Source organism: Ponticaulis koreensis DSM 19734, from assembly GCF_000420665.1.
Lineage (GTDB): Bacteria > Pseudomonadota > Alphaproteobacteria > Caulobacterales > Hyphomonadaceae > Ponticaulis > Ponticaulis koreensis.
The window spans coordinates 1,065,901-1,090,077 of the sequence record NZ_ATVJ01000001.1; the positions used below are offsets into that span (position 1 = coordinate 1,065,901).

Genomic DNA, 24,177 nt, shown 5'->3' on the forward strand with positions numbered 1-24,177 from the left:
GAAAAGGTGAGACGCGATGCCCGTTGCACAGGCCGGAGGCGGCGCTAAGAAAATTCTCTACACGCTGGCGACGGTAAACCGGATCGGCGTTGCCAAAGCTGCCAAGGCGCTGACAGCTCACAATACCTGCAAGGCCTGCGCACTCGGCATGGGCGGCCAGCTTGGCGGCATGACGAACGAGCTGGGCGAGTTTCCAGCTGTCTGCAACAAGTCCGTTCAGGCGCAATCGACCGATATTCAGGATGAAATTCCGGTTGAGGTGTTTGATCATCCGGTCGCTGATTTTCTGGACCTTACACCGCGTGAAACGGAGCGGCTTGGCCGGCTCGGCTTCCCTGTGCTGAAGCTCAAGGGCGAGGACCGATACCAGCGGGTAAGCTGGGATGATGCTCTGGCATTTGCGGCAGAGAAGTTTCTCGCCACGGCGCCAGACCGGACCTTTTTCTATTCGTCGGGTCGTTCGTCTAACGAGGCAGGGTTTATCCTTCAGCTTCTGGCGCGACTATACGGCACCAATAACGTCAATAACTGCTCATACTACTGCCATCAGGCGACGGGTGTGGCGCTTGGCTCTACAATCGGCACGGGCACCAGCACGGTCGAACTGGAAGACCTGACGCGTTGTGATCTGATCTTCGTGATCGGCGCGAACCCGTCCTCCAATCATCCGCGCTTTATTCATCAGCTTGCGGCCTGTCGCGCCCGCGGTGGTAAGGTCGTGGTGATCAACCCGGCTAAAGAGCCGGGCCTTCAGAAGTTTGCTTTGCCGAAAAGCCCGAAATCTCTTCTGAAAGGCGGCAGTGAGATCGCCTCTCACTATGTCCAGCCGAAAATCGGTGAAGACATGGCCCTCATGAAGGGCATCGCAAAGGCCGTACTAGAAAAGGGCGCTTTGGACGAGGCTTTCATCGCGCAGCACACAGACGGTTTCGAGGCGTATAAAACGGCAATCGAGGCGCTCGAATGGGATGAGATACTCTCCCGCTGCGGTGTGTCGCGAGACGAGATCGAAACTATCGCTGACGTCTATATGGTGAGCGAGAATGCCGTCTTTGCCTGGGGTATGGGCATGACCCATCACCTGCACGGGGTTCAGAATATCGAAGAGATTGCCGCGCTTTCGCTCCTTCGCGGTATGATTGGTCGTCCGGGCGCCGGACTTCTTCCTCTGCGCGGGCATTCTAACGTGCAGGGTATTGGAACGATTGGCGTGAAGCCTGTGCTGGCTGAGGATGTGGTTCAACGCATCGAGGCGCGGTTCAATGTGAAGCTACCTGAAGCCGCCGGTATGGATACTATGTCCTGTATGCAGGCAGCGCATGCGGGCGACGTGGACGCCGCGCTCATCATGGGCGGCAATCTGTTTGCGGCGAACCCTAACTCGCAGTTTGCGCGTGAGGCGCTTTCAAAAATCGGGTTCAAACTCTTTCTTACAACGACGCTCAATCAGGGGCATTTTGAAGGCGTCGACGAAAACGGTGATGTGCTCATCCTTCCGGTTACCGCCCGCGATGAAGAATGGGAGCCGACGACACAGGAGAGCATGTTCAACTATGTGCGCCTGTCTGATGGAGGCATTAAGCGCTTTGAACATGTGCGCCCTGAAAGTGTGATCCTCTCAGACCTCGGTGCGCTGATCCTGAAAGACCTGCCCTTCGATTTTAAAGCCTTCGGTCGTCATGCATCGGTGCGCGATGCGATTGGAGATGTTCTGCCTGAACTAGACGGTCTGAAAGACATCGAAGTCGCAAAGCGCGAGTTCCATATCAAAGGGCGGCTCGTTCACACGCCGCACTTCAAGACGCCAAATGGCCGCGCAAAGTTTCAGGTAAACGGGCTTCCTCCGCGCGCGGAGGCGAGACCTTTCACGCTTGCTACGCTTCGTTCAGAGGGGCAGTTCAACTCGATCATCTACGAAGAGAAAGACAGCTATCGCGGCACGCCGCATCGCTGGCTTGTCATGATGAACCCTGCTGACATCGCAAAGCTAGGCAAAACGGCTGGCGATAAGGTTGATCTGGTGTCTGATGCAGGGCGTATGGAGGCGGTTGAGCTCTATCCGTTCGATGTGCCGGAAGGTGATCTGCTCGCGTATTATCCGGAAGCCAATGTGCTTGTGAACACGGATGTTGACCCGCTCAGTAAGACGCCAGCTTTCAAAGCCGTGAAGGTAAGCATTGAGGCTTAGGTGACGGTGGCGCGGACCTGATATTTCGGGTCGCGCCAGGTCTCGCGGGCGAGGATGTCCTTGAACGTGTCGAGTGCTGTCCAGACTTCGCCATAGCTCAGATAGAGTGGTGACAGGCCAAAGCGGATCGTATCCGGCGGGCGATAGTCCGTCTTGATGCCCTGATCGGCGAGCGCGCGGGAAATGGCATAGCCTTCAGGATGACATACGCTGACATGGCCACCGCGTGGACTGCCTGTCTGTGGTGAGGTTGAAGCCAGGCCGAGTTCCTCGAAAACATGCAGACACATATCGCCAAGCCTGTTCGCTTTGACCTGCAGGTCTGTCTGATTGACGCCATCAAAGGTATCCAGCGCAGCATTCAGCGTGGCTAGAGAGAGGATTGGTGGCGTTCCCGAGACAAAGCGTTTCAGTCCATCTGCCGGTGTATACTCGTCTTCAAAGGCGAAGGCGTTTGCATGACCGAGCCAGCCGGGCAGAGGCGTTGAAAGCTCGTTTTGTTTATCGCGCGATACATAAATGAAGCCCGGCGCGCCCGGTCCGCCATTCAGGTATTTATACGTGCAGCCAACGGCATAGCTCGCGCCCCAATCAGCCAGTCGCAGGTTAAGCACGCCCGTTGCATGGCTCAAATCCCAGATGATCGCGCCGCCTGATGCTCGCGCGGCCTCTTCATGCGCGCTGAGGTCAGCAATGTGTCCGGTACGGAAATCAACAAGGCTTTTGACCAGAACACCGCCGTCTTTAAGTGCGGCCTGTCCGCTGCCAGTGGCCGTATGCACGTGTTCTGCGCTAACGAGGCTTGCAAGCTTTGCCATCATATACTGATCGGTCGGAAACTCCTCGCGCTCGACGATGAGGCGGCGCTTAAGCTTGCCCGTTTCAAGAAGCGCCGAGGCGAGCTTGAAGAGATTGAGCGAAACACTGTCGCAGACGACTACTTCATCGGGCGCGACACCAAGGAGTGGGGCAATCTTCGCGCCTGTCGTCTGGGGCAGGTTAATCCAGTCTGCCGAATTCCATGAGCCCACAATATCGCAGGCCCAGTCGGTCCCCGCTGTTTTGCTAGCCTGCTTCAACGCTTTAACCGGCGCCGCGCCGAGCGAATGACCTACCAGATAGGTGACGCCCTCCGGCATGGAGAAGGCTTCGCGATGCGCCGCCAGTGGATCTGCCGCGTCAAAAGCGTGAGCGTCTTCAAGGCTTTTCGGAAAACCGGTGGTGGACATTTATCGGGCCTCGGGCGTTACTGGCGTCACGTATTTTTTAAGATCGCAGTCTGAGAGATAGGCGGGTTAAATGCAATTTCGAACGAGCGTCATGGCTTTTTTCGCCTGTGTGTCTTTTGCGGCTTGTAGCGCAAATGAGGTGAGCCCTGTGGAAACGTCCCCGCCTGAGTTGATGACATGGCCAGACCTTCTCTCTCGTGACCGTCCGGAACCACAAATGAGCTTGTCTTATGGCCCACTGGATCAGCAGGTTGTCGACCTCTGGCAGCCTGAAGGTGACGGGCCGCATCCGGTGGTTCTGATGGTGCATGGTGGTTGCTGGCAGAAGGCGATCGCTGACCGGACGCTCATGAATTATGCCGCAGAAGACCTGCGCCAACGTGGGCTCGCCGTCTGGAACATTGAATATCGCGGCGTCGATGAAGATGGCGGCGGATATCCGGGTACTTATCTCGATGTGACGGCGGCAACTGAGGCACTGTTTGAGCGCGGTGGTGAGTTCGGCCTCGATACAAGTCGTGTGGCAGGCATGGGCCATTCAGCAGGCGGGCACCTTGTGACCTGGCTGGCAGCACGCGGCCAGTTACCGGCAGAGAGCGCCGTCTATGGAGGCGGGCAGACGTTTGAATTTCGCAGCGTTGTAAATTCTGGTGGTCTCTCAGACCTTGAGGCCTCCAGTCCTGTTACGCTGGATACATGCCTTGCCGCGATTGAGAGCCAGCTGACCGGCGAGGCGACGCCTGAACGGCCGGATGTTTACGAGGATACGTCGTCAAGCCGTTTACAGCCTTCCCCAAGTGAACAGGTCAGCGTAAATGGTCAGTATGACCGGATTGCGCCATCCGCTCTGGGTGAGGGCTTCACAGCGCAAGTCATCGCGGCTGGTGGTTCAGCGCGTTTTGTCGAAGTCGCCGATACCGGCCATGTCGAATTGATTGCGCCGGGTACAGACGCCTGGAATGTGCAGGCCGCTCTCTTGGAAGAGGCGCTCGCCGACTAACGCTTGCCGATCACCAGAGACTGCACGGCGCGGCCGAAAAAGCCTTTTTCGTCGGCAAGTTCGCCATAGCCAAGGCCGGAGCCATTGTCTGACATCCATGCGCTGGCCGTCAGCATGATCCATTCGCCGACAGGCTTGCGCGCAAAGTGTAGGGTGAGGTCGGCGTTGATAAAGGTCCATTTGGTGAAATCGAGGCCGCCGCCAAACCCGTTGCAATAATCGCCCGTAGAGGCAGCGCGCATCAGGGCAGTTGTCTCAGTATGGCCGAAATACGGGCGCGGGATGTGGAACCATGCCGCGCGCTTCATATGCGTTGGATGGCTCGTTGCTTCCTGAATGGTGATGTGCTCGTTAAAGCCTGCAAACCGGTTCAGCGGCATGTCTTCACCACTTCGTGGGTAATCAGCTGGTGGAGGGTTCACAGTGTCTGGAAGGTCGCCAAATTCCGTCTCGCGGATGCGTAGAACCGAAGCGCGGCAGACTTCCTTGTCGCCATACGTGAGGGAAATATCGGCTGCCTGAATATTGCGGCCCTGACGGTTGATGTCGATCTTGTAGCCAAGTTCGCCCATCGGTACGGGGCGCTTCAGATCGATGGTCAGGCGTGACACCTGCATCGGTACTTCGGATGGAAGCGTATCTGCCAGATGTGCGATGAGGGCTGAAACTGCGCCGCCATGCTGCATGCTCGGGTCCCATGGGCCGGCGCAATGCTCGGACGCGATGACCTTGTTTTCCTGCAGCTCAAAATAAGGTTTCATCGTATAGTTTCCTCACATCATCTTGTTTTATGCGCGTCAGATCAGAGATGACGCGAGGGGAGTCAAGTAGATGGTTTGCAGAGTTTTGCTTTTACAAAGAAAAAGCGCCGACCCGAGGGTCGGCGCTCTGACACACTACACCGAGAAAGGGTTAGCGTTGTGTGTCGAACCGGTCTGCTTCCATGACCTTTGTCCATGCCGCGACGAAGTCGTGAACGAGCTTCTCTTTTGAGTCGTCCTGAGCATAGACCTCGGCATAGGAGCGGAGAATGGAATTGGAGCCGAAGACAAGGTCAACGCGTGTTGCGGTGAACTTGGTCGCGCCTGTCTTGCGGTCGCGGATCTCATAGAGATTCTCGCCGACTGGCTCCCATGTATTGCCCATATCCGTCAGGTTGACGAAGAAGTCGTTCGTCAGCGCGCCGACACGGTCAGTGAAGACACCATGCTTGGTGCCGCCATGGTTTGCGCCGATGACACGCATGCCGCCAACCAGAATTGTCATTTCAGGTGCGGTGAGACCAAGAAGCTGAGTGCGATCCAGCATCATTTCTTCCGGCGTTACGGCGTAGTCCTGCTTCAGCCAGTTACGGTAGCCGTCAGCCAGAGGTTCAAGCGGCTCGAAGGACTCAGCGTCTGTCATCTCGTCAGTCGCATCACCGCGGCCCGGTGTGAACGGAACGGTGACGTCTACGCCCGCGGCTTTTGCAGCTTGCTCGACGCCGACACTACCTGCCAGCACGATTGTGTCCGCAATGCTCGCGCCAGTTTGTTCGGCAATCGCTTCCAGAACGCCGAGGACTTTTGCCAGACGATCCGGTTCATTGCCTGCCCAGTGCTTTTGCGGTTCAAGGCGAATGCGTGCGCCGTTTGCGCCGCCACGCATGTCAGACCCGCGATATGTGCGCGCCGAATCCCAGGCGGTGGAGACCATTTCGGAAACCGTCAGACCGCTTGAGGCAATCTTCGCTTTGACGGCGTTCACGTCATAGCCGGTAGAGCCAGCTGGAACCGGGTCCTGCCAGATCAGGTCTTCAGAAGGCACCCAAGGACCGAGATAACGGGCTTTCGGGCCCATATCGCGGTGGGTCAGCTTGAACCATGCGCGTGCGAAACAATCGGAGAAGTATTCGTGATCATTGCGGAATTTCTCCATGATCTCACGATAGATCGGGTCGACCTTCATCGCCATGTCCGCATCAGTCATGAGGGGCATGGTTTTAATGGATGGGTCTTCAACATCTGCCGGCATGTGCTCTTCTGAGATGTTCACTGGCTTCCATTGTTGAGCGCCAGCCGGTGATTTCGTCAGCTCCCACTCATAGTCGAGCAGCATTTCGAAATAGCCGCCATCCCATTTGGTCGGGTTCGATGTCCACGCACCTTCCGGGCCACCTGTCAGCGTATCGCGGCCAACGCCGCGGCCTTTGGTGTTCAGCCAACCCATGCCCATGGATTCCAGCTCGCCGCCTTCCGGCTCCGGGCTGAGGTTTTCTGCCGCGCCGTTACCGTGTGCTTTACCGATTGTGTGACCACCGGCTGTCAGTGCAGCTGTTTCCTCGTCATTCATCGCCATGCGTTTGAATGTTTCGCGGACGTCCTTTGCGGTGCGTGCCGGATCAGGTTTGCCGTTCACGCCTTCAGGGTTCACATAGATGAGGCCCATGACAACAGCCGCCAGCGGGTTCTCGAGAGACGAACGGTCTTCGTCTTCAGGATAGCGCTCTTCGTTTGCGGTCAGCCATTCACGCTCTGAACCCCAATACGTGTCTTTCTCAGGGTGGTAGATGTCTTCACGACCGAATGCGAAGCCGTATGTCTTCAGACCAGTGCTTTCATAGCCGATTGTGCCGGAGAGAACGATCAGGTCAGCCCATGAGAGCTTGTTGCCGTACTTCTTCTTGATTGGCCAAAGGAGGCGACGCGCCTTGTCGAGGTTGGCGTTGTCCGGCCATGAGTTGAGCGGTGCGAAACGGATATTGCCTGTGCCGCCGCCACCGCGACCATCTGCGAGACGGTAAGAGCCTGCTGCGTGCCATGCCAGACGCCCGAACAGGCCGGCATAAGTGCCCCAATCGGCTGGCCACCATTCCTTGCTGTCATGCATCAGCTCAAGCATGTCTTTCTTGAGCTCGTCGAAATCGATCTTCTGCACTTCTTCAGCGTAGTTGAAGTCGTCGCCGAGCGGGTTCGTCTTGCTGTCGTGTTGGTGAAGAATGTCGAGGTTCAGCGTCTTCGGCCACCAGCTTGTGACGGTCGTTTCGGAACTTGTCATTCCACCGTGCATAACCGGGCATTTGCCACGAGATGAATTGTTCGGGTCCATTCTTTCCTCTCCTTCTCAGTCGTCCGCGCTATCGGATAGACGCGCAGTTTGTTGAACTGGAGAGACGGTAACCCAAAACGGTCTAAAAGTATAATTGATTGTTTGAGTTGTAAGTATAAAGAATTTTTATATTTAACTTGTTTACTCCGCGAACGGATGGCTTTTTGCCTTGGATATCCGGCTGAGAGTGCGCCCGTCGCCGCCCGGACCGGCTTCAATCACAATGTTCTGACGCGCGATAATCTGGCCGTCTGATGTGACCGGTTCGATGCGGCGGATAATCTCTCCGGACGCTTCGTCTCGCGCCAGAACCGGCTCTTTGCCGTCTCCGTAGAGATAGCTGTTCCCCCATTCGGTCAGCGCCATCACAACGGTATCGAGTGCGCGCCCTTTTGCTGTCAGGGCATAGGCATGGCTCGTGCCACGGTCTGCAAATGGTGTGCGCTCCAGTATGTCGGCTTCGACCAGCTGCGAGAGGCGCTCGGTGAGCAGGTTTCGTGAAATTCCCGTGTTGGTCAGAAACTCCCCGAAGCGCGTCGCGCCGTAAAACGCTTCACGAATAATGAGAAGCGTCCAGCGATCCCCGAGAATATTCAGGGCTTCGGCAATAGCGCATGGGTGATCGTGCTTACGTGACATGTTCCGGCTCGTTTCGTGATGCAGCCTGAGTTTGCAAACTTAATAGTTGCATTTCAAGACTAATGATTCAATAGTCCTGAAAAAAGACCATTAGGAGGAGAAGATGGCTGACAAAAACGGTGTATGCCTCGTTATTGGCGCCGGTGATGATACGGGCGCAGCAATCGCGAAGGCTTTTGCGCGTGAAGGTCTCACCGCCTGCCTTGTAAGACGCCCCCGTCATGTCGATGCGTTGGAGTCTCTTGCTCAATCCATCCGCGATGATGGCGGCAAGGCCGAGGCGTGCCCGTGCGATGCGCGCGATGAAGAGGCCATGATTGCGCTGTTTGAGCGCATCGAAAATGAGATTGGCCCTATCGAAGTCGCGGTGTTCAATATTGGCGCGAATGTCCGCTTTTCAATTACAGATACGACAGAGCGGGTCTTCCGGAAGGTCTGGGAGATGGCGTGTCTTTCAGGTTTCCTGATGGGCCGCGAAGCAGCGGCGCGCATGAAAACGCGTGGTCGCGGCACAATCCTCTTTACGGGGGCAACAGCCAGTGTGCGCGGCGCGAACGGGTTTTCCGCCTTTTCTGCCGCCAAGCACGGCCTACGAGCACTCGCGCAATCCATGGCGCGAGAGCTTGGCCCTCAGAACATCCATGTTGCGCATGTCATTGTTGATGGGGCCATCGATTCCAACTTCATCCGCGAGAATGTGCCGGACGTGGATCAGAAGCGCGAAGATGATGCCATTCTGAACCCGGACCATATCGCGGCGAATTATGTGATGCTGCACAAACAACCACGAACAGCGTGGACGCATGAGCTTGATCTGCGCCCATGGAAAGAGACCTGGTAGGGGGAGAGTATGACCAAGACTGTTGATTTCATTTTCGATTTCGGAAGCCCGAATGCGTATCTGGCCTATAGAGTGCTGCCATCCATTCTGGAGCGCACCGGCGCGAAGATGAAGCTCATCCCGTCTCTTCTCGGCGGCATATTCAAGGCGACGAATAATCAGTCGCCAATGATGGCGTTTGGCGGCGTGAAGGGGAAGCTCGAGTATGAAAATCTCGAAACGCGCCGCTTCATCAAAAAGCATGGCCTGACAGCCTTCAAAATGAACCCGCATTTTCCGGTGAACACGCTGACGCTCATGCGCGGTGCGATACATGCCGAGCGTGAAGGGATTCTGGATGCTTATGTCGAGGCCGGGCTCAAAGCCATGTGGGAAGATGGCCAGAAGATGGATGATGCTGAGGTTTTTGTCTCGGTGATGAATGAAGCGGGTCTGGATGGCGCAGCCATTCTTGCAGGAACGCAGGAGCCGGATGTGAAGGCGGGCCTTATCGCCAATACGGAGGCGGCCGTGGGCCGCGGCGTGTTCGGTATTCCGACCTTCTTTGTAGGTGATGAGATGTTTTTCGGAAAGAACACGCTCGGTGATGTGGAAGAGGCGCTGGGCATTTAGGGGGCAAGCACACTGTCAGGACTGCAATGTGATCGCAGCCAGGATATAAATCGCTCCTGCTGCAGCTGAACCAAGCGTGCGCACATGGTTCCAGCCTGTCCACTCGCGCAGATAGACGGCCCAATAGTCGCGGCCTTCATTGCTGTAGGCGGCCATTTTATCGAGACGTTCATTGCGCGGCACGTTCGCCGCGGCCGTTACGAGAAAGACCGCAGGAATGTATATCACTGCCGCGCTGATCGTCAGGGCGCGTGAGCTTCCCTCCATGTTAAACGCCGCATACAGCGCCAGCGCAGCTGACAGAGGCGCTATGGCAAGCAGACTGACCAGAAACACGGATTTGAAAACCGTCCGGTTGATGTGCTGCATCACCTCTGCGCCAGCTGAGGGGCAGGCCCGCTTCAGCCCCGCCATGACAAAGTCAGAGAAGGCCTGAAACACGCCTGCAACAAGAAGCGTGAAAAAGCCGAGAGCGAACAGGGCAACAAGTTCCATTTGATCAGGCATGTTTGCCCCCCTAGAGTAAAACAGGTTGGTTACGGGCCGCGAAAAGCAGCGCCACGCTCGTCAGAGCGACAACCACCTCAATGCCGGTTGCGTGAACCAGTGCATCGGATGGGATGCCATCAATCGCCATACTGACGAGACGTCCGAGCGCGTAGGCTCCGAAGATCAGCGCGTTCAACCGGAGTGCGGTGCGTGTATACCGGAGAAAAATTGCCCCTGCTATCAGGCACAAGGCAGAGACAAAGAGCAGTCCCGCCGCGGCTTTCAGCTCAGACATCAGGTTGGTGCCAGCACTCAGTTCAATGCTGCTCGAGGCATAAAACTGCGCCGGTGCGAATAAGATCATTGCCGAGATCACCAGCAGGATAAGGGCCGAGAGGCCAAGCGTGGCACGTGAAAACGGACGTTTCATTGTGCAGCCTCCCACAAACCTGTCGCCGCGGCCTTGCGGGCAAAGTCGGAGAAGTCTGTAGCCGGACGCCCGAGGGCTTCGGGCACACCTAGTATAACAGCGACATTGCGCCCGTCCATGACGGTGGCAAACAGATAGTCGACCAGCCAGATGACATCCTTAGGCGCGCCTGATGCGCGAATGCCGTCGATAAACTGCTCATGTGAAAGCGGAATGTAGGTAACGGGCCGCTGCGTAGCTTTGGCGAGTTCGTCTGCCACCTGTGCGAAGGTCATCGCGCGCGGGCCTGTCACTTCGTAAAGACGGCCTTCATGACCGGGCTTTGTGAGCGCTGCAATCGCAATGTCCGCGATGTCATCGACATCCACGAAGGGTTCGGGCGTATCGCTTTCCGGCAGAGTGAGTTGGCCCGAGCGGACCATGTCCAAAAACATGCCTTCGGAAAAGTTCTGAAAGAACCAGCTCGCGCGGATGATCGTCCAGGAGAGGCCGCTATTCTGAACAATAGCCTCGCTGGCCTGGGCTTCTTCTTCGCCGCGTCCGGAGAGGAGTACAGCACGCTTCACGCCATGTTTAATGGCCTTTTCAACGAAGCCCTGAATTTTGTCCGTCGCGCCCGGAACGGCGAGGTCTGGCGCGTAATTGATGTAGACGGCCTCAACGCCCGAAAGGACATCATCCCAGCCGGCCTCATTATCCCAGTCAAAGGCAGGTGACGCGCTGCGTGAGCCCTTGCGGACCGGCACACCGAGGTCTTCAAGGCGATTGTAAATTCGGCTGCCAGTTTTTCCCGTTGCACCCAGAATGAGTGTCAGCGCGGCAGCTTTTGAGTGTTTGCTGAGTGTCTGTTCCATGATTTGCTCCGTTCATCTGGATTGGGTCCAGTGATGACGGAAGCGTGATTGGTTTTCTTGACCGGCTGCGCCTGAGTTTTGACACTCCGTGCCAGAACGGGCGCTTAATGCGTTGTCAGCCGGTAATTGCGAGGTGTCTGACCCGCCCAGCGGCGAAAGGCGCGTGTGAACGCGCTTTGTTCTGAAAACCCGGTCAGAAAGGCAATTTCTGCCAGCGAGTATTCAGTGTTTGCCAACAGTCTTTCAGCCAGTTCCCGCCGCGAGGCATCAATCAGGTTCTGAAACGTATAGCCGCGCTCAGACAAACGGCGCTGCAGAGACCTCGCGCTCATTCCCAGACGAAGCGCAATGTCGTGTAAAGTCGGGATGCCTCCTGAAAGGCTCTGAGTTATCTGAATACGAACACGTTGTTCTAGGCCCATATCATGTTCGAGCTCGGCCAGTTCTTTTTCCAGATGCGTATCGAAAAAGGCTGAAAGCCCGGGATCGCCCAGACGGTTGGGAATATCGAGCGCATCGCGCGTGAGTTCCAGGGCATCCTTGTCTGAACCATGAATGATGCGACAGCCAAAATAGTCCTCATGTGCTGAAAGCGCCCTCGGCCGTGAGTGTTTGAAATGGACAGCCTTCGGGGTGAAGGGCAGTGAAACAACCTCACGTGCAATGGCCATTATGGCGGCCAAAGTCTGTTCGTTGGAAATACCCATTCCGGCGCATGGCGCACCAGCGCGATGATGGATAAAGAAATTGGTCAATGGGCCTGTTTCGAGCTCATAGGTAGAAACACTGGTCAGCATACGTCCATAGCGTTCAGCCCGGGCAAATGAGTCTTGAAGCGTTGGCGCAGATTTCCAGGCAAGCCCGAACGCCTTGTAGTCTGCACATCGCATCGACCCGCCGACCTGCATGGTCAGGCTGGTCTTATCCGGAAATGTTTCGGCAATGCGCTCGCAAAGGCCGTAATAATCGATATCGGCGACCATGACCGCTGCGTCGATGGGCGCGCTGGCATCAATACCGACCCTGCTCAAAAGGTCAGCGCGGTATTGCTCGTGAGAGAGTTCGCCCTCCACGGCCATGGAAACCATTTTATGGACGAAGAGTGATGATATGAGCCCCAAATTCCTGCGCCTCTGATCCGGTCGAGGCTAAAACCTTAAGTTGGGTGATGATCCAGTAAAACCCCTCGTGCGATATGTTACGATAACACTTCACATTTGCCTGAAAACTGGTTGCGCGGCAGTGTCACTTGTTTGATGCTGCAAAAAAATGGGGAGACATCCGGATTATGGACGAAACGCTACGTGCTGCGCTGACGGGCGGAATTTCGCTCATGGCCATCATCGGCCTCGCCTCTTGTTCTGACACAGATGAGCCAGAGGTTGATCGTGGGCGTGAAATTACTGAACTGCCGCAGGGCTCCAGCTGTGCTGATCTGGAAGGGCTCGCGCTGACTGATACTGTAATACTCTCCTCTCAAATGATTGAAGCCGGGACGTTCGAAATTCCGGTCACTCCAGGGTCGAGGCCGGTTGATGCTTCCGGGTTGCCGGAGTTTTGCCGCGTATCGGGCTCCATCCGCCCTACGGTAGAATCCGACATTTTATTTGAAGCCTGGCTTCCACTCGAGACGAGCTGGAATGGTCGCTTCATGCAGGTTGGCAATGGTGGTGCGGCTGGCTCCATCGTTTACACTTCCATGCTGGAGCCGCTGGCGCTCGGCTATGCGGTGATCAACACCGATACGGGGCATCGCGGCGCTATGGGAGATTTCTCTTGGGCGCTTGGCGAGCCCGAGCTGCTGACAGATTATCAATTCCGAGCTGTTCGTGAGACGACCCTCAAAGGCAAGGATATCACCGAGGCGTTCTACGGGACGCCGCCAGAAGCATCCTACTGGTTTGGCTGTTCTACTGGCGGGCGTCAGGGGCTTGTCGAAGCTCAGCGCTATCCGGAAGATTATGACGCGATCATCGCCGGCGCGCCGGCCAATAACTGGGAGCCGTTGCAGCTGTCTTCGGTCGCTTTTTCCAATGCTCTGGGTGATGATGGACTTCCTGTCTCGCAACTCGGCCTTCTGAAAACCGCTGCTATTGCTCAATGCGACGGGCTGGATGGTCTCGACGATGGCATCATTTCCAATACAGCGGCGTGCCAGTTTGATCCGGCCAGCCTTACCTGTTCAGACGGGGATGAGGCCGACAGATGTCTCTCGCCGGCCGCTATAGACGCTGCGCGCCGCCTTTATGCGGGTGTCGTCACCGGCAACGGTGCGGTTGCTTTTCCGGGGCCTGAGTATGGTAGCGAAGCAGAATGGGCGGCACACGCCACGCCGTTCTTTCGTATTGGCACCAGCTACATGCGCAATGTCGTCCTCGAGGACCGCGACTGGGACCCGACTACGCTGAATGTTGATGCCCACCTGACTGCTATTCGGGACCATGATCAGGGCCGTACTGCCGCAATGGACCCCGACCTTTCCGTCTTCGTTGAGAATGGTGGGCTTCTCCTGATGTATCACGGCGCGGCGGACGGTATTATCGCGCACGACAACACGCTGAACTATTATGAGAGCGTCGTTGAAACGCTGGGTGAGGACGTTGCGGGCCAGCATGTCCGCTTCTTCTCAGTGCCAGGCATGGGCCACTGTTCCGGCGGCAACGGAGCTTCGGCCGTCGACTGGATCTCTGCCATTGAAGACTGGGACGAAACCGGCGTTGCTCCAGTTCTTCTGGAAGCCACTCACCCTGACGAGGGTTTTACCCGCCCGATTTGCCCACATCCATATTCCGTGACCTATGATGGCGAAGGGCCTGAGGACGAGGCCACCAGCTTCACGTGTGAGGCGCCATGACCCCGCTTAAAACCGGCCTTCTGGCGCTCGCCTTCAGTTTTACCCCGATCACGGAAATCGCCATGGCAGAGGATACCCCGCCTGTTTCAGCCCCGACCCTCAGCCTCGTAATGGAGGGCGTGGTCGATATCGGCATGCCGCGCCAGATGGGCGAAAGCCCGAATGGCGTGCGCCGTGAAATCCCGATCACCGGCGGCACGTTCAGCGGGCCGGACTTTGCCGCAACGGTTCTGCCGGGCGGGTCGGACTGGCAGCTCCAGCGCGCAGATGGCGGGCTTGAAATCGTGGCGGATTACACGCTGCAAACCGAAGATGGCGTCTTCATCCGTGTCATCAATGAAGGGGTGAGCTATCCCGCCAGTGACGATCGCGCGCGCTACACCATGACGACGCCGCGCTTTATCGCGCCGGAAGGGCGTTATGGCTGGCTGAATGAGGCGGTATTTGTCGGCACGCTCCGCGTTTCGGGCGATACTCCGCCGAAAATTCTCATTGGCGTCTATCGGGCGGAATAGGGCGCACATGAAGGACCCGACCCCGAAGACTATATTTGTGCGGTATGCCCTGTTCGTCATCACGGCCATCGCCGTAGGTGCCGTCTACAGGTTCTGGGGGGCACCCATTCCGGCGAGCTATCATTGGCTGGGTGCCGTCTGGATTGTCCTGATCATTGTGCTCGCCTTGTTCGGCACGATTTCACGCAGAGACCGTTTGAAGAAGATGCGCCGCGAAATCTGGTTCGGTGAGCAGGACGATACCTGAGGGCGTTGTTTCAAAACGCTCCGAAGATGCCCTTGCAGAAGGGCATCCATGCTCAGGTCTTTGACTAGGTGTTGGTCTATACATCTGAGTATGTTTCCCGCCTTCGCGGGAACCTGCGGGCATAAATCAGGGTGACCCACCTCACCCTGCGAATGTATGTGAGGGCGCTGGTAGGGGATAGTTTATTGCGGTCAAAACGATTTCATACGCAAAGTGTTTAATAGCGAGCTGTTCGACAGACGTTTAAAAACATCCTCAATCAGTTCTTTGATTTCGTTCGGATTTGCAGAGCGTGGCGAGCCCTCCATATATCGTAAAGACTGGATGATGCCCCGTGCATCCCTTGGTGTATGTAGAAGAATTTTGGCCAACTTTTCCGCACCGAGAGAAAGAATTTTTATCTCTATCGAACGGTCGTGCCATTTGCCCTGCTCAAGCTTATCTAAAATGCTTTCTGTAGTAATTTGTTGAGATCTAGCGGCGAATTCTTCTTCCATTTTCGATACAAGGAGTTTGTTTGGGTCTTTCAAAAAGAATATCTCGTGCGAATTGATATTGAAGAACTCTGTCTCCTTCCCAGAATTTTTGGACAAATAATTGTCAATCAATTTCGGAATAAGGTCGTCTTTTTTTAGATCAGACAAAAGCCTCAGCGCACCATTGAAATTTGAGAGGTCTATTTGGTCGGCCCATTCAATTTGGGCGTCGTACATGGTTTGGATGAATTCGTCATCGTTTGGGGCCAATGAGTGGTGAAAATTATGCCAAGCTAAACCCACGGGCGTTTTAACGCGTGCGTCAATCGGCACATTCGCCTCCAATCCTTTCTTTAATTTTGACTTGTCGAACCAGCCTCTAATGATCCCTTCGCCTAGCGCTCGTTCAAACTCCGTAGTGTAGTGATAATTATGTTTTTCTAAGATAGGGTATGAAGGCGCGTCTTGAGAAACGACGGAGCCAATTGCCCCATAGACTGATTTGTCGTCCAGAATAGCACTCAGAGCTGGCCACCCTTCGATCTCTGCATGACACAACGACAGTATGGTGCATTGCTTTACACAAAAAACTTGGGCTTCCTCTCTCGTATCATCAACTGCTTCAAGTATTTCTAAGCACCGTTCAATGATAATGCGTAAGAGTCTGATGTTTCCAATAGAAAACTTGCTGAGTTCCTCAGTTGCTTGAGAGGGTAATTTCTTCTCAGAACCAAGCGCGATATTTATTAGGTCGCTAGTGTCTCGCTCAATTTTCAGCGTCTTTTGGATGCACTTATCAGACTGCTTCCGCAAGGTTTCTGCGTCGCTGGGTTTGAGCTGAGAAATGTTGCAAACTATAATGACTTTGCAGTTTTGCGTTTCTTGAAGCCGCGAGGAGAATGAGAGGACAGATTCTAATCGTAAATTGGGGCCCCTTCTTTCCAGATCATCTAGAACCACCACAGCATCCTTAGTTGTCAAGGCTGAGGCGGCCGCCGGAATTCGATCATTCAAAAGGCCACTAAATTTCGATGCGATATCCAAAACCTTTTGTTGCAACTCTGTTGTTTCGGCTGAACCGAATTGCGCCATGACGGTAGCGGCTTCCATTTCAGAAACTGAATTAACGTCGTACAATGAGGCGTGGATCACTGTCTGTTTGGTGTCGTTTTGATACCTTTTTGTCGCTTGGTTGACAGCGAACGTTTTTCCGGAACCCCAATATCCATCCACCAGCATGCCGGTCAGTAGCTCGTTGGCAAGGAAGCGGTAGATTGAATCTGAAAAAACGTCTGAGTGTGCCATCCATGACTTTCTAAAATGCTCGTTCGAGCTTCGCGAAGTTTCTTCTTTTGAGAATAAGAAGCCTGGAAACTGAACACAAGAAAAAGCCCGGGCACTGCCCGGGCTTTTCTGATTTGGATGTTTGTTCACTTTGCTCCCGCGAACCTGTGGTTCGCATGGAGCGTGCTCAGGGCTGCTGCCCTTACAGAGCGTCTGTGAGCTCTGGAACGGCTGTGAACAGGTCAGCAACCAGACCGTAATCAGCAACCTGGAAGATAGGTGCTTCTTCGTCTTTGTTGATTGCGACGATGATCTTGGAGTCTTTCATACCAGCAAGGTGCTGGATCGCGCCGGAAATACCGATGGCGATGTAAAGCTCAGGCGCAACAATCTTACCTGTCTGACCAACCTGATAATCGTTCGGCGCATAGCCAGCGTCGACAGCCGCGCGGGACGCGCCGATGCCTGCACCCAGCTTGTCAGCGAGCGGCGTCATGTACTTGTTGAAGTCTTCTTCAGACCCAAGTGCACGGCCACCGGAAACGATGATCTTGGCAGATGTGAGCTCTGGACGATCGCTCTGAACGATTTCCTGAGACACGAATGCAGACTTGCCGTTGCCAGCTGCCGCGTCGACAGTTTCAACCGCTGCAGAACCGCCTTCTTCAGCCGCGTCGAACGCCGTACCGCGAACGGTGACGATTTTCTTTGCATCAGCTGTAGAGACAGTCTCGATTGCGTTACCCGCATAGATCGGGCGAACGAATGTGTCAGCGCTTTCAACACCGATAATGTCAGACAGCTGCATGACGTCGAGCTTCGCAGCGATGCGAGGCGCTACGTTTTTGCCGGTTGTCGTTGCTGGTGCGAAGAATGCGTCATAGCCGTCCATGAGTGGAACAACCAGAGCTTCAACCGCTTCAGCCAGAGCGTTCTCAAGCGCGTCGCTCTCAGCCACGAGGACTTTACGAACGCCAGAGATTTTCGCCGCTGCTTCAGCAACCGCACCGCAGCCTTTACCGGCCACGAGAACGTCAACGTCGCCACCGAATTGGGTCGCAGCCGTTACAGTTTTGTGAGTCGCGTCACCAAGAGACGCATTGTCATGATCTGCAAATACAAGAACAGCCATTAGAGTGCGCCTTTCGCTTTCAGTTTGGAAACGAGGGTCGGAACGTCTTCAACGATTTCGCCAGCTTCGCGAACCGGTGGCTCGGTCACTTTGACAGTTGTGAGACGTGGAGCAACATCAACGCCGTAGTCACCGATCTCTTTCATGTCGATCGGCTTCTTCTTCGCTTTCATGATGTTTGGCAGAGACGCATAGCGTGGCTCATTCAGGCGAAGGTCAGTTGTGACGATCGCTGGCAGGTCGAGTGCAACAGTCTGCAGGCCGCCGTCGATCTCACGGGTGACGTTAGCTTTGCCGCCGTCAACTTTAACTTCGTTCGCGAATGTACCCTGTGGCCAGTCGAGCAGAGCTGCGAGCATCTGACCGGTTTGGTTGGAGTCGTCGTCAATCGCCTGCTTGCCGAGGATAACCAGCTCAGGAGATTCTTCAGCGACAACAGCTTTCAGAAGCTTGGCAACAGCCAGTGGCTCAACCTTGTCGTCTGTCTTGATCAGGATGCCACGGTCAGCGCCCATAGCGAGGGCTGTGCGGAGTGTTTCCTGGCACTGCTGAGGACCGATAGAAACGACAACGACTTCAGTTGCTGTACCAGCTTCTTTCAGGCGAACCGCTTCTTCGACGGAAATTTCGTCGAATGGGTTCATGGACATTTTGACGTTCGCGAGGTCAACACCTGACTGGTCAGGTTTCACGCGCGCTTTCACGTTGTAGTCAATTACCCGTTTGACGGGTACCAGGACCTTCATGGCGTTCTCCGTGATCACCGCAGGAATAGGTTTTCCTGCTTATTATCTTTACGGATTCCGGACGGGCCGTAATCCGTTCGCTGCAGGTGCTAAATGCTAGGAGCGACCTCGTCAAGCTTACGCAAGCGTAAGCGACGAAATGCCCGATCAGAGAAACTTTATTCCGCCTGCGCATAATTTGGTGTGCAGGTGCGAAAGATTTCTCCTCTGACCATTCAACACGTCAATCTGTTCCGCCGCCGGGGCGGGAGAGACTGAGATAGTTTGTGATCGCGGTGTGACAAGTTGTTACTGCGAGTAGCTCGCATTTGCTCTTGATAATCTCGTTTAGGTCTGCGAATGAGCCTGAAAATCATTCTCATAAGGGGAGCCCTCGAAAGGGGAGGGCGATATTTCATGACACGATTGGGCAATCGACTTCTCAGCGCGACCATGCTGTCCATGGCGCTTTCCGGCTTCGCGGCTATGGCGGATGACGCTGACGATACGCTGGTGCAGAACACGGTCGAGGTAACGGGCAATTACCTCTACACAGATCAGGTGAACGCGCTGAAGACGCCGACGCCGATCATCGACGTGCCCCAAAGCCTTTCCATTGTGACGGCGGACCAGATCGCAGAGCAGGGCTTCAGCTCTATTGGCCAGATCATCGAATATACACCTGGTGTGTCTACCTCTCAGGGCGAAGGTCACCGCGACTCTGTCGTCTTCCGCGGCGTGCGGTCTACGGCGGATTTCTTCCTCGATGGCGTGCGCGATGACGTTCAGTATTATCGTCCGCTTTACAATCTGGAGCAGGTGGAAGTGCTGCGTGGCCCGAATGCGCTGCTCTTCGGGCGCGGCGGCACGGGGGGTATTCTGAACCGTGTGACCAAGAAGGGTGAGATCGGCGAGACCTTTACCGGCTACCAGCTCGGCCTGAATTCCTTCGGCGGCTATAACGGCCAGATCGATTACAATATCTCCCCGAATGACACCTCAGCGTTCCGCATTAATGCCATGTATGAAAGTCTGGAAGGCCATCGTGACTTCTTTGAAGGTGATATCTTCGCGGTAAATCCGACGGCGCGTTTCCAGCTCTCTCCGCAGACGACGCTGGATGTCTCTTACGAGTATATTGATCAGGAACGCTTCATCGACCGCGGCATCCCGACAGGTGCGGACGGGCGTCCGGTTGAAGCATTCGAAGATATCGTTTTCGGCGACCGCGACATCAATACGACCACGCTGGAAGCGCATATCCTGCGCGCAGCCGTCAGCCATTCTTTCTCTGAAAATCTGAAAGCCAATGTCAGCGCCTTCTATGGCGACTATGACAAGATGTATCAGAACTTCTATGCGGCGGGTTATGACCCGGTGACCAACATCGTCACGCTGGATGGCTATCTGGACACGACACAGCGCGAAAACCTGATCCTGTCCGGTAATTTGATTGGCCAGTTCGAGACAGGTCCGCTCGGCCATACGGTCGTTGCTGGCGCAGAATACATCGACACGACGAACAATAATGACCGCTGGAACAGCTTCTTCGATCAGTCGGCGGACGATCAGGAAGACTTCTTCGTTCAGCGCCCGATCAACCTCATCAATGGCGTCGGTACGAATGCGAATGGCCTGACCACAACGAACGACTTTACCGTTGATCTGAATGACGACACGCATGCCAGCGTCGATGTCTTCTCGGCCTATGTGCAGGACGAAATCGAGATTGCAGACTGGCTGGATGTGATCGTTGGCGCGCGCTTTGACCGTTTCGAGATTGAAGTGCTGAACGTCGTCGCAAACGACACACGATCACGCACGGATGAAGAGATTTCTCCGCGCCTTGGCGTTGTTCTGAAGCCGCAGGAAAACATCTCCTTCTATGGCAGCTATTCAGAGACCTTCCTGCCGCGTTCAGGTGAGCAGTTTGCCAATATTAATGGCGCGAACGATGCGCTCGATCCGGACACGTTCACCAACCTCGAAGCGGGTGTGAAATGGGATTTCGCCTCTGGTCTCAGCCTGACCGCTGCGATCTTCGAAATCGAGCAAAGCTCTCCGCAGGTGGCGGATAATGACCCGTCTACGCTGGATGTGATCGATTCTGAAATCACCGGTTTTGAAGCGCAGCTTCAGGGCTATCTGACAGATGACTGGTTCATCACGGCGGGGTATTCAAACCTTGACGGTGAGATTGTGAACCGGTCGGGCCCGACAGGTCTGCGCCCGCGCGAGCTGCCAGAGCATATGTTCTCCGTCTGGAGTACATATCAGCTGACAGAAGCGTTCGGCTTCGGTCTTGGCGCGACTTATCAGGATGAGAGCTTCATCGATAACGGCAATAATGCGGTTCTGCCGAGCTATACCCGTATCGATGCGGCAGCCTTCTACGATGTGTCAGAAACGCTGCGCGTGCAGCTGAATGTTGAAAACGCAACGGACGAGCTTTACTTCCCGAATGCGCACAGCACCCATCAGGTGACCGTCGGTGCGCCGCTCAATGCACGCCTTGCAGTGATAGGACGTTTCTAGGCGCGCGGTTCAGAATTGAAATCAGGAAAAGCGGCGGACGAACGTTCGCCGCTTTTTTGTTGGTAACTACCGGTTCTTGCCAGGCACCCATTTAACGTCCGCTGCGCCATTCTCATTGGCGCGGCGGCCCGCCACAAACAGCCAGTCTGAAAGCCGGTTGATGAAGGCCAGAGCTTCATCAGAGATGATCTCGCTCTCGTCATTATAGGCTTCGGCAACATGACGCTCGGCGCGGCGAGCGGTCGTGCGGGCTACGTGCAAATATAAGGCAAGCGGTGATCCACCTGGCAGGATGAAGCTATCCAGCGGGGGGATACCGGCGTTCATCTCGTCAATCTCGGTTTCAAGGCGCTCTACCTGCTTCTGAACGATGCGCAGAGGTTCCCAGCCTAGGTCTTTGCCGCGGTCGGGTGTTGCAAGGTCTGCGCCCAGATCGAACAGGTCATTCTGCACATGGAGAATGGCGTCTTTCAGCCAGTCGTCGCCGTCAGCATGCAGGGCAGCAAGGCCGAGTGCAGCATTGACTTCATCAACGGCGCCATAGGCTTCCACGCGTGCGCACCATTTTGGAACCGGCTCACCTGTTGCTAGCCGTGTTGTGCCTTTATCGCCCGTGCGGGTGTAGATCTTGTCGATTTTTACCATCTGTATCGTGCTCGCTGCGTTACTTCGACTTCGTCTCAGCGCAGCTGCGCCTGCGCGTTGCTTGTGGGGGGGCTCAGCCTTGAGCCTGTTCTATGTGAGCTATCGGCTCACGAGAGTGAACTAAAAGCTGATCATTCCGGAAACGATGCCGACGCCGACCAGAAGCGCAATCGCGACGGCCTGAACGATGACGCGAAGACGCATCAGCTTGTTAGAGCGCGAGGCCTGTTCAGGGTCGGTGCGTGCCAGATTGACGATACCGAAAATCAGAATGACGACCAGAAGCGCCATTGCGCAATACATGGCAATTGTCAGTGCCTGTTCCATGAGAACTCCGTTTCTTACGCCTCTGATATGGACCCAACGGACCTAAAAGAACAGGCGTGAATTGTCACGGGGTAACAATCAGCCATCACCTTGCGCTGAGGAAAACGTTGCCTGTGATGAAACTGGCGTGTCTGCCGCGCATTAGTGTCTCATGACTTCGTTATCTGATATTTCGCTGCCCTTCTTCAAACGAAACCCGGCGCGGCCCAACCGTTTGCGTGAGCGCGTTTCGGAATTTCTGGACAGTAAATGGGCGCTGCCCTGGTGTGCGTTTATCGGATTTCTTGAGAACTCAATCATCCTGTTTGCGATGGAGCCGCTTTTTCTGCCCGCCATGGCAAGTCGCGGTCGCGGAGCATGGAAGGTCGCTGCAGCGCTGCTCATCGGTAACGTTATCGCCGGCGTGATGATGTATTTTCTGGGCATGTGGGCAGATGAGGCGCTCCTGCAGCCAGCATTCGCCATGTTCGAGGCGACAGGCACATATCAGAACCTCACCAACGAGCTTCAGGCAGACGGTTTCTGGCCGCTCTTCATGGTGGGGATTACGCCTATACCGTTCCAGCTTGGCGCTGCGGCCGCTGGTGCCGCGAGCTATAGCTTTGCATTTTTCCTGCTTGCGGTGACCCTGTCACGCGCGATCCGTTATTTTACGGAGGCCGGTATCGTCATGGCGCTTGGTGAGCGCGGAGAGAAATTTATCGAGCGCCACGAGCTGGAAATCTTCCTGCTCGGCATCGGTATCTTTGCCGGTATGGCGCTCGTCTATTTCCTGATGTGATTAATGGTGCGGATCGACATTGATCTTTCCGCACTTTCCGCATTTCACGATGAGGCCGTGGGCATCATGGTGTGAGACATTCACAAACAGCTTGGTCTTGCACGCGCCGCAGCGATAAGTTTCGTTGCTGTCGCCTTCTTTGACCGGTGCGCCTTTGGTGTGCTCGATCACGTCCATGCCTGCAACGGCAGATTCCGGGACGACGCGCATATCAAGCTGAGGCATGAGGAACTTCCTTATCTATTCGCCAGACCGCGCGCGCGCAGCTTCGCGGACGGCCTGACTATATGGTTGTCCATTGATTGTTTCAGGTGACAAGTCAATTCGCTCATCTTCAGCGCAGTCCCAGCCGTCAGCCATGCTGGTGATGACCTCTCGAGCAGCGTGGTCTACACCTCGTACCTGCCCGAATTCGACACGCGACATAATGCACGCTGATGGCGTCTGGTCGGGCTTCAGAGCAATGGAATACATGTTGTACGCGCCGTCTGTCTCGCCTGCGAGCGGAACTTCGCCATATCCAACAACAAGCCCCAGAAGCGTGTCATCTGCATACACCCATTGCAGGCGGTTGATGATTTCGCCGTCACTTCCGAAGCGGAGGAATTCGAGCTCACCTGAGTTGTAGCCGCCTTCCGGTTCAAGGCTGAGGCTCATATAGGTGGCGTGGTCATGCAGATAGAGCGTCCAGCCATTTTCGCCGTCGCAGGCGGATACCACCTGGTCTGACGGACTTTCTGAACTCACCACACGGCAATTGCTTTCGGAGATCAGCGTGCGTGACACGTTAATTTCAGCGTCATGGTGTTCAGCAAAAGATGGCGCAGCCGCTACAGCGAAAAGCGCCGCCGTCGCGGGGAGCTTTAGTCTGAAAGACATCATATTTCAGGCCCTTCTTACGTTCGTTAGCGACAGTTGAGCATAATCCGGATCAGTGTTTTAGCCTTTTGGCTGTTTTTTCTTTTTCGGCTTTGGTGCGGGTAAAGCCGCTGTTGTGATGCGCACTAGTTCTGACACCCAGTCAGCATCTTCAAGCTGATCACCAGAAATCTTGAACTGGTCCTTTGCGCCGTCATAGGGCGGCCCCATCTTCTGATCGGGCGCAAAGGCATGGCCCTGCTTGGTCGGTTTAATGAAGAGGGTGTCGTCGCAGACCGAGGCGACAAACTTTCCATCACAATAAAGGCCGAACTCGCCAAACATTTTGCGGGCGGAAACCTCACCAGCAGAAGAGAGCTGGTCGAGTATGTAATCGACAGTGGATTGGGACGTGGCCATTCATATGCC

At 55.3% G+C, this 24,177-nt stretch carries 25 protein-coding genes; 9 read left to right on the forward strand and 16 right to left on the reverse strand.

The features are described 5' to 3' along the window. Positions 1-16: 16 nt before the first annotated feature. Positions 17-2,188, forward strand: coding sequence for an FdhF/YdeP family oxidoreductase (locus G523_RS0105640; RefSeq protein WP_022694061.1), 2,172 nt, complete (start codon positions 17-19; stop codon positions 2,186-2,188). On the opposite strand, the gene G523_RS0105645 is transcribed toward G523_RS0105640, so the two are convergent. Then, positions 2,185-3,417, reverse strand: a complete 1,233-nt coding sequence (locus G523_RS0105645) for an aminotransferase class V-fold PLP-dependent enzyme (protein WP_022694062.1) — start codon at positions 3,415-3,417, stop codon at positions 2,185-2,187. The genes G523_RS0105640 and G523_RS0105645 overlap by 4 nt on opposite strands. 148 nt (positions 3,418-3,565) lie before the next feature. On the opposite strand from G523_RS0105645, the gene G523_RS0105650 reads away from it, so the two are divergent. After that, entirely contained in the window at positions 3,566-4,417 is an 852-nt protein-coding gene (locus tag G523_RS0105650) for an alpha/beta hydrolase (RefSeq protein ID WP_456107075.1), read from the forward strand. Here G523_RS0105650 and G523_RS0105655 read toward each other — a convergent pair. The 3 genes from G523_RS0105655 to G523_RS0105665 form a co-directional block, all read right to left on the reverse strand. Beyond that, positions 4,414-5,178: a thioesterase family protein gene (locus tag G523_RS0105655; protein WP_022694064.1), complete on the reverse strand. Its 765-nt coding sequence runs from the start codon at positions 5,176-5,178 to the stop codon at positions 4,414-4,416. The two genes, G523_RS0105650 and G523_RS0105655, sit on opposite strands and share 4 nt — an antisense overlap. A 151-nt stretch (positions 5,179-5,329) precedes the next feature. Further along, entirely contained in the window at positions 5,330-7,504 is a 2,175-nt protein-coding gene (katG, locus tag G523_RS0105660) for a catalase/peroxidase HPI (protein ID WP_022694065.1), read from the reverse strand. 141 nt (positions 7,505-7,645) lie between these two features. After that, positions 7,646-8,143: a winged helix-turn-helix transcriptional regulator gene (locus G523_RS0105665; protein WP_022694066.1), complete on the reverse strand. Its 498-nt coding sequence runs from the start codon at positions 8,141-8,143 to the stop codon at positions 7,646-7,648. A 103-nt stretch (positions 8,144-8,246) separates the two neighbouring features. On the opposite strand from G523_RS0105665, the gene G523_RS0105670 reads away from it, so the two are divergent. Together G523_RS0105670 and G523_RS0105675 are read left to right on the forward strand one after the other, a co-directional pair. Continuing rightward, positions 8,247-8,984 (forward strand): SDR family oxidoreductase, encoded by a 738-nt coding sequence (locus G523_RS0105670; RefSeq protein WP_022694067.1) that lies wholly within the window; start codon positions 8,247-8,249, stop codon positions 8,982-8,984. A 9-nt stretch (positions 8,985-8,993) separates the two neighbouring features. Further along, positions 8,994-9,596 carry a 2-hydroxychromene-2-carboxylate isomerase gene (locus tag G523_RS0105675; protein ID WP_022694068.1) on the forward strand — a complete coding sequence of 201 codons (603 nt, stop codon included), beginning with the start codon at positions 8,994-8,996 and terminating at the stop codon, positions 9,594-9,596. A gap of 15 nt (positions 9,597-9,611) precedes the next feature. Here the strand turns inward: G523_RS0105675 and G523_RS0105680 are convergent, their stop codons facing one another. The 4 genes from G523_RS0105680 to G523_RS0105695 form a co-directional block, all read right to left on the reverse strand. Next, positions 9,612-10,103, reverse strand: coding sequence for an anthrone oxygenase family protein (locus tag G523_RS0105680; RefSeq protein ID WP_022694069.1), 492 nt, complete (start codon positions 10,101-10,103; stop codon positions 9,612-9,614). 10 nt (positions 10,104-10,113) lie between these two features. Continuing rightward, positions 10,114-10,515 (reverse strand): DUF4345 domain-containing protein, encoded by a 402-nt coding sequence (locus G523_RS18165; RefSeq protein WP_022694070.1) that lies wholly within the window; start codon positions 10,513-10,515, stop codon positions 10,114-10,116. Beyond that, on the reverse strand, positions 10,512-11,369 hold the full coding sequence (locus G523_RS0105690) for an NAD(P)H-binding protein (RefSeq protein ID WP_022694071.1): 858 nt from the start codon (positions 11,367-11,369) through the stop codon (positions 10,512-10,514). The genes G523_RS18165 and G523_RS0105690 overlap by 4 nt, the downstream gene beginning before the upstream one ends. Before the next feature lie 104 nt (positions 11,370-11,473). Then, positions 11,474-12,490, reverse strand: coding sequence for an AraC family transcriptional regulator (locus G523_RS0105695; protein WP_027441487.1), 1,017 nt, complete (start codon positions 12,488-12,490; stop codon positions 11,474-11,476). Positions 12,491-12,657: 167 nt separating this feature from the next. Between G523_RS0105695 and G523_RS18170 the strand changes: the two genes are divergently transcribed. From G523_RS18170 to G523_RS0105710, 3 genes are read left to right on the forward strand one after another with little or no spacing between them, the layout of a single operon-like run. Then, entirely contained in the window at positions 12,658-14,223 is a 1,566-nt protein-coding gene (locus G523_RS18170) for a tannase/feruloyl esterase family alpha/beta hydrolase (protein ID WP_022694073.1), read from the forward strand. Further along, a complete protein-coding gene (locus tag G523_RS18175) occupies positions 14,220-14,738 on the forward strand; it encodes a DUF3237 domain-containing protein (RefSeq protein WP_022694074.1) in 519 nt (172 codons plus the stop codon). The genes G523_RS18170 and G523_RS18175 overlap by 4 nt, the downstream gene beginning before the upstream one ends. Positions 14,739-14,745: 7 nt before the next feature. Further along, a complete protein-coding gene (locus G523_RS0105710; RefSeq protein ID WP_022694075.1) occupies positions 14,746-14,985 on the forward strand; it encodes a hypothetical protein in 240 nt (79 codons plus the stop codon). 191 nt (positions 14,986-15,176) lie between these two features. Here G523_RS0105710 and G523_RS0105715 read toward each other — a convergent pair whose 3' ends face one another. The 3 genes from G523_RS0105715 to G523_RS0105725 are packed head-to-tail and all read right to left on the reverse strand — an operon-like array spanning position 15,177 to position 18,623. Beyond that, a complete protein-coding gene (locus tag G523_RS0105715; RefSeq protein ID WP_155802595.1) occupies positions 15,177-16,895 on the reverse strand; it encodes a hypothetical protein in 1,719 nt (572 codons plus the stop codon). A gap of 52 nt (positions 16,896-16,947) precedes the next feature. Beyond that, entirely contained in the window at positions 16,948-17,877 is a 930-nt protein-coding gene (locus tag G523_RS0105720) for an electron transfer flavoprotein subunit alpha/FixB family protein (RefSeq protein WP_022694077.1), read from the reverse strand. Further along, entirely contained in the window at positions 17,877-18,623 is a 747-nt protein-coding gene (locus G523_RS0105725) for an electron transfer flavoprotein subunit beta/FixA family protein (RefSeq protein WP_022694078.1), read from the reverse strand. Before G523_RS0105725 ends, G523_RS0105720 begins: the two co-directional genes overlap by 1 nt. A 396-nt stretch (positions 18,624-19,019) precedes the next feature. Here G523_RS0105725 and G523_RS0105730 point away from each other — a divergent pair, with 396 nt between their 5' ends. Then, positions 19,020-21,137 carry a TonB-dependent receptor gene (locus G523_RS0105730; RefSeq protein ID WP_022694079.1) on the forward strand — a complete coding sequence of 706 codons (2,118 nt, stop codon included), beginning with the start codon at positions 19,020-19,022 and terminating at the stop codon, positions 21,135-21,137. 66 nt (positions 21,138-21,203) lie between these two features. Here G523_RS0105730 and G523_RS0105735 read toward each other — a convergent pair whose 3' ends face one another. Next, a complete protein-coding gene (locus G523_RS0105735; protein WP_022694080.1) occupies positions 21,204-21,782 on the reverse strand; it encodes a cob(I)yrinic acid a,c-diamide adenosyltransferase in 579 nt (192 codons plus the stop codon). Positions 21,783-21,902: 120 nt separating this feature from the next. After that, positions 21,903-22,109 (reverse strand): twin transmembrane helix small protein, encoded by a 207-nt coding sequence (locus G523_RS0105740; RefSeq protein ID WP_022694081.1) that lies wholly within the window; start codon positions 22,107-22,109, stop codon positions 21,903-21,905. A gap of 151 nt (positions 22,110-22,260) precedes the next feature. On the opposite strand from G523_RS0105740, the gene G523_RS0105745 reads away from it, so the two are divergent. Beyond that, the gene (locus G523_RS0105745; protein WP_022694082.1) at positions 22,261-22,890 is read left to right on the forward strand and encodes a YqaA family protein; all 630 of its coding nucleotides are present in this window, start codon (positions 22,261-22,263) and stop codon (positions 22,888-22,890) included. On the opposite strand, the gene G523_RS0105750 is transcribed toward G523_RS0105745, so the two are convergent. Genes G523_RS0105750 through G523_RS0105760 form a run of 3 tightly spaced genes read right to left on the reverse strand, consistent with a single transcriptional unit; the run spans position 22,891 to position 24,168 of the window. Next, positions 22,891-23,115 (reverse strand): MJ0042-type zinc finger domain-containing protein, encoded by a 225-nt coding sequence (locus tag G523_RS0105750; RefSeq protein ID WP_022694083.1) that lies wholly within the window; start codon positions 23,113-23,115, stop codon positions 22,891-22,893. A gap of 15 nt (positions 23,116-23,130) precedes the next feature. After that, entirely contained in the window at positions 23,131-23,772 is a 642-nt protein-coding gene (locus G523_RS0105755) for a hypothetical protein (RefSeq protein ID WP_022694084.1), read from the reverse strand. A 57-nt stretch (positions 23,773-23,829) separates the two neighbouring features. Beyond that, positions 23,830-24,168, reverse strand: a complete 339-nt coding sequence (locus tag G523_RS0105760; protein ID WP_022694085.1) for a TfoX/Sxy family protein — start codon at positions 24,166-24,168, stop codon at positions 23,830-23,832. Positions 24,169-24,177: the final 9 nt, after the last annotated feature.